Source organism: Salimicrobium salexigens (assembly GCF_900156705.1).
In the GTDB taxonomy this organism is placed as follows: Bacteria; Bacillota; Bacilli; order Bacillales; family Halobacillaceae; genus Salimicrobium; species Salimicrobium album.
On the sequence record NZ_FTOK01000001.1, the window covers coordinates 1 to 14529 of the forward strand.

Annotated in this window: 10 protein-coding genes, 16 tRNA genes and 1 rRNA gene; 25 read left to right on the forward strand and 2 right to left on the reverse strand. The window is 46.9% G+C overall.

What is annotated here, in order from left to right; all coding sequences use genetic code 11:
- The 23 genes from rrf to BW931_RS00115 all read left to right on the forward strand — a co-directional run.
- A 5S ribosomal RNA gene (rrf, locus tag BW931_RS00005) occupies positions 1 to 113 on the forward strand; the annotation flags it as partial.
- Positions 114 to 124: 11 nt separating this feature from the next.
- Positions 125 to 199, forward strand: a tRNA-Asn gene (locus BW931_RS00010).
- Positions 200 to 204: 5 nt separating this feature from the next.
- Positions 205 to 296 (forward strand) — tRNA-Ser (locus BW931_RS00015).
- A gap of 1 nt (position 297) precedes the next feature.
- Positions 298 to 372, forward strand: a tRNA-Glu gene (locus tag BW931_RS00020).
- Between the two features lie 10 nt (positions 373 to 382).
- A tRNA-Val gene (locus BW931_RS00025) sits at positions 383 to 458 on the forward strand.
- 20 nt (positions 459 to 478) lie between these two features.
- Positions 479 to 555: transfer RNA gene (locus tag BW931_RS00030), tRNA-Met, on the forward strand.
- 6 nt (positions 556 to 561) lie between these two features.
- Positions 562 to 638 (forward strand) — tRNA-Asp (locus tag BW931_RS00035).
- 15 nt (positions 639 to 653) lie between these two features.
- A tRNA-Phe gene (locus BW931_RS00040) sits at positions 654 to 729 on the forward strand.
- A 5-nt stretch (positions 730 to 734) separates the two neighbouring features.
- A tRNA-Thr gene (locus BW931_RS00045) sits at positions 735 to 810 on the forward strand.
- Between the two features lie 18 nt (positions 811 to 828).
- Positions 829 to 914 (forward strand) — tRNA-Tyr (locus tag BW931_RS00050).
- A gap of 5 nt (positions 915 to 919) precedes the next feature.
- Positions 920 to 990, forward strand: a tRNA-Trp gene (locus BW931_RS00055).
- 15 nt (positions 991 to 1005) lie between these two features.
- Positions 1006 to 1081: transfer RNA gene (locus BW931_RS00060), tRNA-His, on the forward strand.
- Between the two features lie 12 nt (positions 1082 to 1093).
- A tRNA-Gln gene (locus tag BW931_RS00065) sits at positions 1094 to 1168 on the forward strand.
- 1 nt (position 1169) lies between these two features.
- Positions 1170 to 1241: transfer RNA gene (locus BW931_RS00070), tRNA-Gly, on the forward strand.
- A gap of 12 nt (positions 1242 to 1253) precedes the next feature.
- Positions 1254 to 1327, forward strand: a tRNA-Cys gene (locus BW931_RS00075).
- Between the two features lie 21 nt (positions 1328 to 1348).
- A tRNA-Leu gene (locus tag BW931_RS00080) sits at positions 1349 to 1431 on the forward strand.
- A 157-nt stretch (positions 1432 to 1588) separates the two neighbouring features.
- Positions 1589 to 2794: an ISL3 family transposase gene (locus BW931_RS00085; RefSeq protein WP_076568978.1), complete on the forward strand. Its 1206-nt coding sequence runs from the start codon at positions 1589 to 1591 to the stop codon at positions 2792 to 2794.
- A gap of 163 nt (positions 2795 to 2957) precedes the next feature.
- The gene (locus BW931_RS00090) at positions 2958 to 3407 is read left to right on the forward strand and encodes a hemerythrin domain-containing protein (protein WP_076568980.1); all 450 of its coding nucleotides are present in this window, start codon (positions 2958 to 2960) and stop codon (positions 3405 to 3407) included.
- Between the two features lie 103 nt (positions 3408 to 3510).
- Positions 3511 to 3584 (forward strand) — tRNA-Gly (locus BW931_RS00095).
- Between the two features lie 139 nt (positions 3585 to 3723).
- Complete coding sequence (locus BW931_RS00100) at positions 3724 to 5430, forward strand: ABC-ATPase domain-containing protein (RefSeq protein WP_076568982.1); 1707 nt, start codon at positions 3724 to 3726, stop codon at positions 5428 to 5430.
- 21 nt (positions 5431 to 5451) lie between these two features.
- On the forward strand, positions 5452 to 6585 hold the full coding sequence (gene queG / locus BW931_RS00105; protein ID WP_076568984.1) for a tRNA epoxyqueuosine(34) reductase QueG: 1134 nt from the start codon (positions 5452 to 5454) through the stop codon (positions 6583 to 6585).
- Between the two features lie 17 nt (positions 6586 to 6602).
- On the forward strand, positions 6603 to 7118 hold the full coding sequence (locus BW931_RS00110; protein ID WP_076568986.1) for a methylated-DNA--[protein]-cysteine S-methyltransferase: 516 nt from the start codon (positions 6603 to 6605) through the stop codon (positions 7116 to 7118).
- 145 nt (positions 7119 to 7263) lie between these two features.
- A complete protein-coding gene (locus BW931_RS00115; RefSeq protein ID WP_008592170.1) occupies positions 7264 to 7740 on the forward strand; it encodes a tRNA (cytidine(34)-2'-O)-methyltransferase in 477 nt (158 codons plus the stop codon).
- 243 nt (positions 7741 to 7983) lie between these two features.
- Here the strand turns inward: BW931_RS00115 and lipA are convergent, their stop codons facing one another.
- Both lipA and BW931_RS00125 read right to left on the reverse strand, forming a co-directional pair.
- Positions 7984 to 8931 (reverse strand): lipoyl synthase, encoded by a 948-nt coding sequence (gene lipA / locus BW931_RS00120; RefSeq protein WP_008592171.1) that lies wholly within the window; start codon positions 8929 to 8931, stop codon positions 7984 to 7986.
- A gap of 14 nt (positions 8932 to 8945) precedes the next feature.
- Positions 8946 to 9764: a lipoate--protein ligase family protein gene (locus BW931_RS00125; RefSeq protein ID WP_076569608.1), complete on the reverse strand. Its 819-nt coding sequence runs from the start codon at positions 9762 to 9764 to the stop codon at positions 8946 to 8948.
- 495 nt (positions 9765 to 10259) lie between these two features.
- Between BW931_RS00125 and BW931_RS00130 the strand changes: the two genes are divergently transcribed.
- Both BW931_RS00130 and odhB read left to right on the forward strand, forming a co-directional pair.
- Positions 10260 to 13070, forward strand: coding sequence for a 2-oxoglutarate dehydrogenase E1 component (locus BW931_RS00130; RefSeq protein WP_234972558.1), 2811 nt, complete (start codon positions 10260 to 10262; stop codon positions 13068 to 13070).
- Positions 13067 to 14383, forward strand: a complete 1317-nt coding sequence (odhB, locus tag BW931_RS00135) for a 2-oxoglutarate dehydrogenase complex dihydrolipoyllysine-residue succinyltransferase (RefSeq protein WP_076568990.1) — start codon at positions 13067 to 13069, stop codon at positions 14381 to 14383. Before BW931_RS00130 ends, odhB begins: the two co-directional genes overlap by 4 nt.
- Positions 14384 to 14529: the final 146 nt, after the last annotated feature.

A 14529-nucleotide genomic window follows, 5' to 3' on the forward strand; every position in this document is an offset into this window, starting at 1 on the left:
TGGTGGCAATAGCGAAGAGGTCACACCTGTTCCCATGCCGAACACAGAAGTTAAGTTCTTCCGCGCCGATGGTAGTCGGGGTTACCCCCCGCAAGAGTAGGGCGCTGCCAGGTCGTTTCAATATTCCACCGTAGCTCAGTGGTAGAGCAATCGGCTGTTAACCGATTTGTCGTAGGTTCGAATCCTACCGGTGGAGCCATTTCTGGAGAGATGTCCGAGTCTGGCTTAAGGAGCACGATTGGAACTCGTGTAGGCCCTTTCGGGTCTCGAGGGTTCGAATCCCTCTCTCTCCGCCATGGCCCGTTGGTCAAGTGGTTAAGACACCGCCCTTTCACGGCGGTAACACGGGTTCGAATCCCGTACGGGTCACCACTATTTCACTGGAGGATTAGCTCAGCTGGGAGAGCACTTGCCTTACAAGCAAGGGGTCGCAGGTTCGAGCCCTGCATCCTCCACCATAGAAGTTATACTTCAACATCGCGGGGTGGAGCAGTCTGGCAGCTCGTCGGGCTCATAACCCGGAGGTCGCAGGTTCAAATCCTGCCCCCGCAACCAAATTTTGGTCCGGTAGTTCAGTTGGTTAGAATGCCTGCCTGTCACGCAGGAGGTCGCGGGTTCGAGTCCCGTCCGGACCGCCATTAATACATAAAAGTGGCTCGGTAGCTCAGTCGGTAGAGCAACGGACTGAAAATCCGTGTGTCGGCGGTTCGATTCCGTCCCGAGCCACCACTTTTGCCGGCCTAGCTCAATTGGTAGAGCAACTGATTTGTAATCAGTAGGTTGGGGGTTCAAGTCCTCTGGCCGGCACCAGATACTTTAATAAAAAATGGAGGGATAGCGAAGTTGGCCAAACGCGGCGGACTGTAAATCCGCTCCCATCGGGTTCGCAGGTTCGAGTCCTGCTCCCTCCACCATTTTTAGGGGTATAGTTCAAAGGCAGAACAGCGGTCTCCAAAACCGCCGATGTGGGTTCGAGTCCTACTACCCCTGTTTTTTCAATCTATGGCGACTGTGGCGAAGTGGTTAACGCACCGGATTGTGGCTCCGGCATTCGTGGGTTCGATTCCCATCAGTCGCCCCATTTTTTTATTGTTGGGCTATGGCCAAGCGGTAAGGCAACGGTTTTTGGTACCGTCATGCGCTGGTTCGAATCCAGCTAGCCCAGCCATGCGAGAGTAGTTCAGTGGTAGAACACCACCTTGCCAAGGTGGGGGTCGCGGGTTCGAATCCCGTCTCTCGCTCTTTGAGGTTATGGCGGCATAGCCAAGTGGCAAGGCAGAGGACTGCAACTCCTTTATCACCGGTTCGAATCCGGTTGCCGCCTCCAAAAAATAAACATAAAAATCGTGGCGAAGTGGTGGAACTGGCAGACACGCAGCACTCAAAATGCTGTGCCTTCTGGGCGTGTGGGTTCGAATCCCACCTTCGCTATATATAATGAAAACTACCAGGATTCTGGTAGTTTTTTTGGCTCTACAATATTTGTTGGGGTATCAGAAAAATTCAGCATAAAAAAACACACAAGCTCCTTTATCTTTTACACTTGAATTGACGAGACCCAAGAAAAAGATAGGAGTTGTGTGTATATATGCATTCTACCATGATGATTCCAGGATTTGAAGGTGTGGAAGTGAGGAAAACGGAGGAACGGGACGGGTGTTTGTACCTTCACGTACAGATGCCGAAAAAAACCCACATTTGTCCTTCCTGTCGAGCTAGAACCCGTCGGGTTCATGACTATCGGGTACAAAAAGTGCAGCACCTTAAATGGTTTGAACGCCTGACCTACGTTTTCTATCGCAAACGACGGTATGCCTGTAATTGCGGAAAAAGATTCCCCGAACATACCTCTCTTGTCGAGCGGTACCAGCGCCATTCGAAAGAATGGAACCAGGCCTTCGGCTTCAGGCTCATCCATGGCAAGAACTTTAAAGACACAGCCTACCTGTTTCATACATCGCCCAATACAGCCGTCCGGCGCTTTGATCGTATCTCGGCGTCTCACCTGAAAGAAGTGGAGGAACTTCCTCGCGTGATTGCGATTGATGAATATAAGGGAGATACGGACCGGGGCAAGTATCAGGTCATCATCGCTAACGCGGATACCGGGGAACCGATTGATATCCTACCGGATCGGTCGGCCGAGACCGTAAAAGACTACCTGAAGAAGAAAAAGTCGAACGTAGAGTGTGTCGTCATGGACATGAGCTATGCCTTCAAGTCGGCGGTGAACAAAGCATTGAATAACCCCATTATCGTCGCCGACCGTTTTCACTTCTGCCGGTATATCAACTGGGCTGTAGACCGTGTAAGGAAAAGAGTCCAGAAGGACTTTCATGATTACGACCGGAGAAAGTGTAAGAGAATGAGGCATGTCTTTCACAAACCCTATGAGTCCCTGTCGGATAAACAGCGATGGTATCTGGAAAGATACCTCCATCTGTCTTCAGAATTGAAAGTGGCTTATCGATTAAAAGAGGCGTATCAAACGTGGTTTGAGGTAGCAAAACAAGGAGACATCAAGCAAGTGAAAGAGGACCTATATGCCTTTTATGACCTTGTGGCTTCCTCAGGGATGAAAGAATTCATGGCCGCGGTGGATACGTTCAGGAACTGGCAGACCGAAATCATGAATAGTTTTATGTTTGATTACAGCAATGGTTTCGTAGAAGGATTGAACAATCAGACGAAAGTGTTGAAACGGAATGCCTTCGGCTTTCGCCGGCACGACCGGTTACGGGCCCGCATTCTGATGCATCACCAATTCAAGCACTTAGGTAAAAACATAGGATAAAGGGGCGGAGGAAAGAACCTCCACCCCAACATTTGAAATAGAACCGTTTTTTTGTAATGAATACATAAAGTCAGTTCCCTTCTTCCAGAAGGCGGAAGTACGTATTACGGACAGATGATTTATTACCCGGATTTGTGGTATAAAGAGGGTAGGAGGGATAAAAATGAAACGACACGAAGCGTTAGTTCCTTTGTCGCACCACCATCACCATGGTCTTGTACTTGCTCAGAAGTTACAGAAAACAGAAGAAAAAGACAAGTTCAGAGAAATTATGAAGGATATTGAAGATTTCTGGGAAAATGATGGGGAAGCACACTTCAGGGAAGAAGAGGAAATCCTTCTCCCGCTGTACGCCTGCTATGCAGAGATAGAAGAGGATGAAGATATAGAGAAAATGCTTATCGATCATACAGTGATACGTGGACTTATCGTTAAACTGCGTAAGCTGGAGAGATTCGATTATAAAGTGTTTCAGGAATTGGGAGAGAAGCTTCATGATCACATTAGAATGGAAGAAAGGGTCATCTTTCCGAAAATAGAAAGTGCAGTTCCGGATAAAGAACTTTATAAAGTGGAAGGCAAGTTTCACATTGACAGTTACAGTGGTAAGTAACGCAACTTTCCAAGTTGCGTTTTTTTTGAATAAAAAGGTTGAAACCCTTTCTGGTCGTTGTTACAATGTAAACTATCCCTTGAAGTTGTCCTGACCTCTTCGGGCGGGTGTAGTTTAGTGGTAAAACCTCAGCCTTCCAAGCTGATGACGGGAGTTCGATTCTCCTCACCCGCTCCACTAGTGTTTGAAATTATGTTTTCATACCACGTGCCAACGCAGTGTTTCGTTAATGAATAACGAAGCATTGCGTTTTTTCATGATTGAAAATGGATACATACATATAGATGAGACAGATTTTATGAAAGGAAGTGTTATCATGCAACAGCTGAAAAAACATTTAAAAGAAATAGACGGGAAAAGTTACAAGGGATATAAACAGATCCAGGGGACTTATTCTTTCCGGGATTACAAGCTTCACATCGATTATGTGCAGGGAGACCCTTTTGCGGCCCCTTCCAAAATAAGAATAAGAGTTCCGGAAGCGAAACGTTCCATCAAAAAGGAGTGGACGACCTCCAGATCAAGAAGAGTTTATACGGAAGATACACTTACCCGATGCGTTTCAGAAACGGTGAAGAAGCATAAATCGAACGTGAAAGGTTCGGGGAAAAGCGGAGATGTAGGAATGGATCAGCCGGGTCAGGAAGTTCTTGAACGTACCGCGGTTATGATAGAACAGGATTCTACAGTGCTCTGTTTCACAGTAGGCCTGCCGGCAAATGGACGCCGTATTAACGGAAAGGAAGCTGAAAAACTTTTTTTCGAAGTCCTACCTGCGATAGTGGAACAGTCGATTATGTCTATAAAAGATGAGGAGATTGATCAGGCATGTGAACTTGCCGATCAGTACGACGCAATCCGTGAAGAAATGGAGAAAAATGACTGGGAAGCATTCATAGCGGACGGGTCTGTTCTCCCAAGGGAAAGCGGAATCAGCCAGCGACCGATGAAAAACGCAGTACCTTTTGAAAGTCCGGAAGAGAACCGGGTTTCCATCTCTTTGCCACATCGCAAAGAACCGCTCACAGGTATGGCAATCAAAAAAGGCATCACGCTGATAGTAGGGGGCGGCTATCACGGAAAAAGCACCCTGCTCCAGGCCATTGAGAGAGGGGTGTATCCTCATAAACAGGGAGATGGGCGCGAATATGTCATCACTGCTCCGGACGCCGTTAAAGTGAGAGCGGAAGATGGAAGGAAAGTTACAAACGTCGATATTTCCTCTTTCATTAAGAATCTACCGCACGGCACCGATACCTCCACTTTTACAACAGAGGATGCGAGCGGAAGTACATCGCAGGCTGCGAATGTGGTCGAGGCGCTTGAGACAGGTGCCGGAGCTCTATTGATAGACGAAGACACCAGTGCGACGAACTTTATGATCCGGGATGAACGTATGCAGGAACTTGTTGCTAAAGAGAAAGAGCCGATCACCCCTTTCATCGATAAAATCGAGCAGATGAGGGATGAGCTCGATGTCTCGACGATCCTCGTCATGGGTGGATCCGGTGAATATTTCCACGCTGCCGATCACGTGATAATGATGGATCAGTACATCCCGCATGATGTGACGGCCAGGGCCAGGGAAATAGCTTCCCGTTACCCGAGCGAACGTAAGAAAGAGGAATTTTCTTTCGGTTCCCTGCCGGCGCGGTCTTTTCTTCCGGCCACCATTCAGGCCCAGCGCGGGAAGAAGGAAAAAGTGCAGTCCAAGGGGATGTATCATATAATTATGGGAAGGCACGACATACGCATGGAAGGACTTGAGCAGCTCGTTGATGCTTCTCAGACGAGGTTCATCGCTGATCTGATCACCCATATGAATAAACAGGGTATGCTGAAGAAAAAAGAGACACTGAAAGAACTGGTAGATGCGATTGATAAACAGATTGATGCAGAAGGACTTTCCTTCGCCGCTCCTTTCAGGAATCAGCACCCCGGGGAACTGGCCAGACCGAGAAAGTTTGAAATTGCAGCCACCTTAAACAGAATCCGTACCGCAAAGGTGGAGGATCTAAGGTAAGGGAGAAGGAGGAGCGCACGTATGGATGCCGAACAATTAAAGAGGGAAACGATTGCCTACAGCAAGGAAATAGGAATCGATAAAATAGGTTTTGCCAGCGCAGACGTATTCGGCGAATTGAAATCCCGACTGATACGACAGGAACAGCTGGGATATCACTCGGGGTTCGAAAAGGGGAGTCCGGAAGAGCGTACGGAACCTGAACGCCTCCTTCCCTCTTCCCAATCTATCATTTCTATCGCGCTCGCCTATCCTTCAAAAATGGAAAATCCCCCTAAAAACGAGAAAGGGGCGCGACGCGGCCAGTTCGCCCGTGCTTCGTGGGGGGAGGATTACCACACGGTTTTACGCGAAAAACTGCAGCTGCTCGGTTCTTTTCTCCGTGAAAAGGTTCCTGAAGTTGAATTGAAACTGATGGTAGACACAGGGGAGCTGTCAGACCGTGCCGTAGCCGAGAGGGCAGGGATCGGGTTCAGCGGAAAAAACTGTGCGATAATCACCCCCGAGTTCGGTTCCTACGTTTATCTCGGTGAACTGGTGACAAATCTTCCGTTCGCTCCGGATGAGCCGATCCAGGAAGGATGTGGGGACTGTAATATTTGCGTAGATTCGTGTCCAACGGATGCCCTTGTCCAGGGCGGGCAGCTGAATGCCAATCGATGCATCGCTTTTCTGACCCAGACCAAAGGTTTTCTCGAAGATGAATACCGTACGAAAATAGGGAACAGAGTCTACGGTTGTGATACTTGTCAGACGGTTTGCCCGTTCAACCGCAAAAAAGATTTCCATCTTCACGAAGAGTTCGAGCCAGACCCGGAGAAAGTCAAACCTGTACTCCGCCCTATTCTTCGCATATCCAACCGGGAGTTCAAAGAAAAGTTCGGCAGAATGGCAGGATCGTGGCGCGGAAAGAAACCGATTCAGCGTAATGCTATTCTGGCTCTTGGTCATTACCGGGAGATAGAGGCGGTAGAGGACCTTGTATATCTTATGAAGAACGACCCCCGCCCTGTAATCAGGGGTACGGCTGCGTACAGTCTCGGAAAAATCGGAACGCCGGAATGTTTCGAGGAGCTCGAGGTGGCCAGAGGAGATGAGACTGATGAAAAAGTGAAAGAAGAAATGGAGAAAGGTTTAGCTTTTCAGGTGAATTGAAAAGGAGAAGTGAAGAAATGTTATTTTATCAGAAGGAAATGACCACTCCGCTCGGACCGATGCTCGCAACGGTCGATGAGGAGCGGCTGATCCGTCTGGACTACGGGTCCGCCTCCGAAAAAGGGGAACTTCATGAGAACCACATCCACTCCTTTATCGATAGATCTCCGGAGTTGATAGAAAAAGAAACAAAGCTGCTGCAGGAAACTGAGAGGCAGCTAAAGGAGTATTTTAACAGGGAAAGGTACTCGTTCAGCCTTCCTTATAAATTTTACGGTACCTCCTTTCAAAAGAATATTTGGGAAGCGCTCGTGATGGAAGTTCCGTACGGGGAGACCATCACTTATAAAGGTCTGGCGGAGAGCGCCGGTAACCGAAAAGCCGTACGTGCCGTAGGAGGAGCCATGAACAAAAACCCTTTTTCCATCGTAGTCCCGTGCCACCGAGTGGTAGGCCAGAACGGAAAAATGACCGGATATGGCGGGGGTGTTGATAAAAAAGTGTATCTGTTGAATCTCGAAACCACCCTTTAGCTGCGGGTGGTTTTACTGTTCAGAAATTTTTCCGGGACCTTCCAGTTGTTACGGCTGCTTGGTTCGTTACGGTCTCTTTAAGATAAATACACTTTTATGTGATATAATATCCGGGTTGACTAAAATAATTTCAGAGGTGAAACGGATGCCTAATCACGTGGTATTATTTCAGCCGGAAATCCCTGCAAACACCGGAAATATAGCCAGAACCTGTCTTGCTACGGACACTACTCTGCACCTCATACATCCGCTCGGATTTTCCACGGAGGACCGCATGGTGAAACGAGCGGGACTTGATTACTGGTATGACGTAACTATTTATCATTATGATTCCCTGGAGGAACTCTACGGAAAATTTCCGGAAGGCGACTATTATTATGTCGAAAACTTCGGAGGCAGTTCATTCGTGGAGATGGACTATACGGATACGGCGAAAGATCAGCTGTTCGTATTTGGAAGGGAAAGCGACGGAATTCCGCATGAACTGCTGGAAGGAATGGAAGACAGGTGCGTGCGCATACCTATGACAGATAAAGTGAGGTCACTGAATCTTGCGAATACTGTTTCTATTATGCTTTTCCACGTATTGCACGAGCAGGGGTTTCCCGGTCTTATAAAATAAGAGAAGAATGTGAGGCACTTGGCCCCTTTCTTCCGAACAAAAAAAGATCGCCTTTTGAGGGCGATCTCTTCAGTATATTACTTTGGAGCACCTGGCTTTTCGTCGCGTCCTGCAGCGAAAATAGACGTAAGAAAAGAAATGCTCACCATCATGATCAATGTCATTTTCATGTGTAGTTCCTCCTTCATATTCCGTTCAGGCTATTTTCATTATACATGAGTGAAATTCCAAAGGAAATACCATTTAGAAGTTTGTATTCGTTAACGGTTCCCCGGAGCTTTCTTCGTACCCTTTGGCATATTCCAATCTTTTTTGCACGGTCGTTTTGTTTACCTGTTCATCTGCGTGATAGGAGGAACGCACCAGTGGTCCCGCTTCACAGTGACTGAACCCTTTTTCTAAAGCTATTTGTTTTAACTCTTCGAACTCATCCGGATGGTAATATCTCTCTACGTTCAAGTGTTTTTTCGTCGGCTGCAGATACTGGCCGAGTGTGAGGATGTCCACGTTGTGCGCCCGTAGATCATCCATTGCTTCAATAAGTTCTTCCTTTGTCTCTCCAAGTCCGACCATAATACTTGATTTCGTAGGAGTGTTTGGCCGCATTTCCTTCACTCGACGAAGCAATTCGAGAGAACGGTCGTACATAGCAATAGCACGGACACGTTTCGTGAGCCGACGCACTGTTTCGATATTATGGTTAAAGATGTCCGGTTCCCCTGCGAGCAGAGTAGACAGGCTTTCGTAGTCACCTTTCATATCAGAAGGGAGGATTTCCACGGAACATCCTGGAACTCTTTTTCGGATGGCACGTACTGTTTCCCCGAAAACAGCCGCACCCCCATCTTTCAGGTCGTCACGTGCCACGGAAGTAACGACTACGTGTTTTAATCCCATGATTTCTACCGATTCCGCCACCCGCTCGGGTTCTCCCCAATCGAGCTCATTCGGGAGCCCGGTTTTGACGGCACAAAAACGGCACCCGCGCGTACATGTATCCCCGAGAATCATGAAAGTAGCAGTTTTCCGTTCACTCCAGCACTCATGAATATTCGGGCATCTCGCTTCTTCACAGACGGTGTTCAGTTTTTTATCTTTCATCAGTTTTTTCAGCTTCATATAGGACTGATTGGTGTTCAGCTTAATTTTCAGCCATTCGGGTTTTTTGATGTGTTCGTAACTTTTACTCATTGCTTCACTCCTTTTTAACGTTTAAAGTTCCATTCCTCGCTCATATATTTGGTTTCTGCTAAATATTCAACTTCCTCCCAGTCTTTCTTTGCCAGGTTTAAAGATTCGAAAGTTACATCCAACCCTTCTCGGAATCCCTGGAGAAAGGCGTCGTGGACGTGTTGTACAGTCACACGTTCACTTAAAGCCTCCTCAATACTGACAGCCTTATTATGAAAACTCTTTTTAGATCTCTGTTTTACTTTTTCATTAGGATAAATGAACATATCAAAAAGTTTTTCTTCATCTGTACGGATCGGTATAGAGCCGTGCTGGAGAAGAATCCCCTTTTGTCGGACCTGTGCACTTCCGGCAGCTTTTTTCCCTTCTACAGTCAGTTCGTACCAGGATGATTCTTCGAAGCATACTGCCGAAGACTCATTCATCCGTTTCTCCGGCATAGCATATTCTGCTTTTATCCCAAGTATCGAATAACCTTTCATGAGTCCCTTCGAAAGGACGAGGCAGGCTTCTTTAACTGTCTTTGGAATTCCGGGGTGACGTTCGTCTACGATGATGCTATATGTAAGTTCGTTATCATGGAGGACAGCCCGTCCGCCCGTAAGTCGCCTTACTATATCGACTTTGTGCTTATTTACACCTTCTTCACTTACTTTGTTCAGTGTTTTTTGAAAATAGCCTACAGAAAGACCGGCAGGACTCCAAGTGTAAAAGCGCAGTACAGGCGGGATTCTTTTCTCCCGGTGCCATTCCATCAATTTCTCGTCCAGAGCCATGTTCATCGCAGGTGTCAAATCAGGAGTATAAAGAAACTTCCATGTTTCCAACCTAATTACCTCCCTTCGTTTAAGATAGTAAACGATTTGAGTGTAGCAGGTCATGGAATGTTTGTCAAAAGAAGGAAAAAGACAAAAAACGTGTACATTCATTTGCTATGTAAACTATTTTTTAAGATGTACAGGTATATATTCAGAAATTCGGTTTGAAAGTTGACACGGTAGTTTTTAAGAGTATTTATTTCTATATAAAATCCTCATACATTCAAAAGGAAAAAGAATGTTGTTAAATAGTAGAGGATAATTACTCAATTCGTGTGCATATCCATCTTTTCTTGTTATAATGATAGATGGAATAAAAGAGTATGTATGAAAGTCAGAAAAAAAGAAAATGTCAACAGCTATTGAACGTTACCATGTACAGTTCTATAATAGAGTTTGAATTTGCAAACGTTTACGTTTCATACATCATCGAAGACTAATTTGGGGGTAATTTTCGTGTCGAATACAGAATCCAAAGTATCTTTTTGGTCTAACTTCCATGGTCCCAACATGGGATACATAGAAGAGCAATATGAACGTTTTCAGGAAGATGAAAATGCAGTCGACGCTTCTATGAAAGAACTTTTTGAAAAGCACGGGGCGCCTGTAGAATCGGAGCGGCCTGCTGCCGAATCCTCCGGTGGAAACGTCCCTTCTGCCCAGGATGTAAGCAAAATTGCTGCTGCTTTGAAACTGGTGGAAGCAATCCGTCGAGATGGTCATCTTTCCGCCGATATTTATGCGGTAGGAGGATTTGATCGCCCCGACACCGAATTACTCGAACCGGAAACTTACGGTATCTCTAAAGAAGATCTTGAACAGCTCCCGGCCGAATGGATCTGGCCTGAGGCTAACGTTAAACTCAATAATGCGTGGCAGGCGATCGAAACACTGAAAGAAAGGTATGCAGGTACGCTTTCCTTCGAATATGAACACGTGCATAACGAAAGGGAAAGGTCCTGGTTAAAGGAAAGAATCGAATCGGGTTCTTACAGTGTCAACCTGTCCACGGAAGAACGGAAGCAACTTTTGTATCGCCTGATAGAAGTCGAGAATTTCGAACAGTTTCTCGGTAAGACTTTCGTGGCTCAGAAGAGGTTTTCCATCGAAGGCATGGATGCCATGGTACCTATGCTGGATAAAATCGTCCAGTCAGCAGCAGTCGACCATATTCAGCACGTTATGCTTGGAATGGCGCACCGCGGCCGTCTGAACGTACTGGCTCACGTACTTGGAAAACCTTATGAAAAAATCTTTTCGGAATTTAATCACTCCCCGGAAAAGGAACTTATGCCTTCGGAAGGATCACAGGGAATCAACTACGGATGGACCGGAGATGTGAAATATCATTTCGGTGCCAAACGAGAAGTGAAAAACGGGGATGACAGTCACGCCACGCGCGTAACGTTAAGCCATAACCCTTCTCACCTTGAGTTTGTAAATCCGATAGTACAGGGCTTCACAAGAGCTGCTCAGGATTACCGGGAGGAGCGCGGTAATTCAGTAATTGATGAAGATGCGGCTCTTGGCGTGCTTATTCACGGAGATGCTGCTTTTATAGGGGAAGGTGTCGTAGCCGAAACCTTAAACTTGAGTGACCTTGAAGGGTACCGTTCTGGAGGGACGGTGCATATTATTGCGAATAATCTTGTTGGCTTCACTACGAACCGGAAAGACGGAAGGTCCACCCGTTATGCCAGTGACCTGGCCAAAGGGTTTGAAATTCCTATCATGCACGTAAATGCTGACGATCCGGAAGCGTGCCTCTCCGCGATTGCTCTTGCATACGAATATCGCCAGACTTTCCATAAAGACGTATTAATCGATCTTGTCGGTTACCGGCGTTATGGTCATAACGAAATAGACGAGCCACGGGCTACCCAACCCCGTCTTTATAGTGAAATAGATGAACATCCTACCATCGCCAATGTGTACGGAGAGAATCTATTGAATCAGGGGGTTATCCAGGACGGAGAGCTTGATGAGTATAAAGAAAAAGCGACTTCGAACCTGAGAGACATTTATAACAGTATGAAAGAAGAAGAGACATACGAACCGGACGTCCAGGGTCGCCCGCAGGGAGTGGAACGGTCTCTCGAGGAGTTTGAAACCGTAGTGGACCTTGATCGTCTGAAAACGCTCAACAAGCAGATGCTTGAGCGCCCTGAAGGCTTCAACGGGTTCAAGAAACTCGAAAAAATCCTGAACAAACGTGAGAATATGCTTGAAGAAGGAAATAAAGTAGACTGGGCTACAGCAGAAGCACTGGCGTTCGCCTCTATCCTTGAAGAGGGTCAGCCGATCCGGGTCACCGGTCAGGACACGGAACGTGGGACATTTGCCCACCGGCACATGGTTCTTCATGATGTGGAAACCGGAGAAACTTATTGCCCGCTACACGGTATTGAACAGGCGAAAGCTTCGTTTGATATATTCAACAGTCCCCTGTCGGAAGCCGGAGTGCTCGGTTTTGAATACGGGTACAGCGTACATTCCCAGGAAACCCTGGTCGTATGGGAAGCACAGTTCGGTGATTTCGCGAACGCGGGTCAGGTGATTTTCGATCAGTTTGTTTCTTCCGGACGCGCGAAGTGGAACGAACAGTCGAATATGGTATTCCTGCTTCCGCACGGTTATGAAGGACAGGGGCCTGAACACTCCAGTGCCCGTCTGGAACGTTTCCTGCAGATGTCAGCTGAAAACAACTGGACAGTCGCAAACGTGACGTCAGCCGCCCAATACTTCCATCTTCTCAGAAGGCAGTCAGCCATCAGTTGTAAAGAGGAAGAAAGGCCGCTTGTGCTGATGACGCCGAAAAGTCTGTTGCGTAATCAGCGTGTGGCTTCAGAAGCGAAAGAATTTACGGACAGCGGCTTCCACCCTCTTGTTCGTCAGCCCGGACTGACGAAGACGAAGAAAAAAGACAAATCTAAAGTGAAAACACTGCTTCTCGGAAGCGGTAAAATCATGGTGGATATCGAAGATCGTACTGAACAGGAAGAAAGTTCTTTTGAAACAATTGATGCGGTCCGCGTCGAACAGATTTATCCGTTCCCGGATCAGAAACTGAAAGAGATTATGAAGGAATATCCTAACTTGAAAGAACTCGTATGGGTACAGGAAGAACCGCAAAATATGGGAAGCTGGTATTTTGTCGAAGGCATTCTTTACAACCTGCTCGAGGAAGGTCAGATACACCGTTACGTGGGACGCCCTCATCGTGCATCACCTTCAGTGGGGGAACCTAATATTCATAAAACTGAACAGAACCGCATAATCAAGGAAGCTCTTCAAATCTCTAAAGGAGGCAACTCACAATGAAGGAAATAAAAGTACCAGAACTGGCAGAATCAATTACGGAGGGGACTATAGCCGAATGGCTCGTGAATAAAGGGGACCAGGTGGAAAAAGGCGATCCTGTTCTCGAGCTTGAAACCGACAAAGTCAACGTCGAGGTGAACGCGGATACCGGCGGTGTCATTACCGAACTCCTGAAAGAAGCAGGTGATGACGTAGAAGTCGGGGACGTAATTGCGAAAGTTGATGAAACCGGGGAAGCCTCCGGAAAAGAAGATGATTCTTCCGGGGAAGATGCTTCCGAAGAGAAAACAGAAGAGAAGCCAGACGAAGGCAAACAGGAAGCAAAAGAGGAGAAAACAGAAGATAAGAAAGAAGAAAAAGAAGACAAGAAAGAAAAATCTTCCGATGATGACTCGAAGAAAGAAGATATCATCGCTACCCCGGCTGCCCGCAAACGGGCCAGAGAACTTGGTATCGATTTAAGCGAGATTTCTGCACGTGACCCTTACGGCCGCGTACGTCCGGAAGATGTAGACGAACATGCAAATGACAGTTCGAAAGAGGAGAAGAAACAGACTTCCAGCGGCTCGTCTTCCGATAAAAAAGAAAAAGAATCGAAAGAAGAGTTCAGTAAGCCGGTAGAGCGCGAGAAAATGTCCCGCCGCCGCCAGACTATTGCAAAACGTCTGGTGGAAGTTCAGCAGGAATCTGCGATGCTCACCACTTTCAACGAAGTGGATATGACCAATATCATGAACTTGCGTAAAGAACGGAAAGAAGCATTCCAGGATAAACATGGAGTGAAACTTGGGTTTATGTCCTTCTTTACGAAAGCTGCAGTTGGTGCCCTTAAAGAATTCCCGCTGCTTAATGCGGAAATCCAGGGCAAAGAAGTAGTGAAAAAGAAATTCTATGATATCGGAATGGCTGTTTCCACAGATGAAGGTCTGGTCGTCCCTGTCGTACGTGATGCGGATCGCGTCGGTTTCGCAGGCATCGAAAGCGAAATCATCCGTTTGGCTGAGATGGCCCGTAATAAAGAACTCGGTCTTGATGATCTTCAAGGCGGATCTTTCACGATCACAAACGGCGGTATTTTCGGTTCCATGCTTTCTACACCTATCCTGAACTCCCCACAGGTAGGGATTCTCGGGCTTCACAATATTGAAAAGCGTCCGAAAGTAATGCCGGACGATTCCATTGAAGCCAGACCGATGATGTATATTGCGCTTTCCTACGACCATCGTATCGTTGATGGTAAGGAAGCAGTGCAATTCCTTCGTCGTATTAAAGAAATGATTGAAGACCCATATGATCTTCTGCTCGAAGGTTAATAAAACAGCACTACAAAAAGGCGGCCGGTTTCAAAAGGCCGCCTTTTTGTATCTGAGAAACTTCTGTAATGGAAGAAGAGTGAGCGTCCTGCGAACGATACCAGAGAAAAATTGGTATAATAAAAAAAACGAAATCTCTGGAGGCT

Bases quoted from the DNA above. Each gene is read 5' to 3' on its own strand.
- BW931_RS00110 (WP_076568986.1), top strand. From the start codon at position 6,603: ATGTTATTTTATCAGAAGGAAATGACCACTCCGCTCGGACCGATGCTC.
- lipA (WP_008592171.1), bottom strand. From the start codon at position 8,931: ATGAGTAAAAGTTACGAACACATCAAAAAACCCGAATGGCTGAAAATT.
- BW931_RS00090 (WP_076568980.1), top strand. From the start codon at position 2,958: ATGAAACGACACGAAGCGTTAGTTCCTTTGTCGCACCACCATCACCAT.
- queG (WP_076568984.1), top strand. From the start codon at position 5,452: ATGGATGCCGAACAATTAAAGAGGGAAACGATTGCCTACAGCAAGGAA.
- odhB (WP_076568990.1), top strand. From the start codon at position 13,067: ATGAAGGAAATAAAAGTACCAGAACTGGCAGAATCAATTACGGAGGGG.
- BW931_RS00115 (WP_008592170.1), top strand. From the start codon at position 7,264: ATGCCTAATCACGTGGTATTATTTCAGCCGGAAATCCCTGCAAACACC.
- BW931_RS00100 (WP_076568982.1), top strand. From the start codon at position 3,724: ATGCAACAGCTGAAAAAACATTTAAAAGAAATAGACGGGAAAAGTTAC.
- BW931_RS00130 (WP_234972558.1), top strand. From the start codon at position 10,260: ATGGGATACATAGAAGAGCAATATGAACGTTTTCAGGAAGATGAAAAT.
- BW931_RS00085 (WP_076568978.1), top strand. From the start codon at position 1,589: ATGCATTCTACCATGATGATTCCAGGATTTGAAGGTGTGGAAGTGAGG.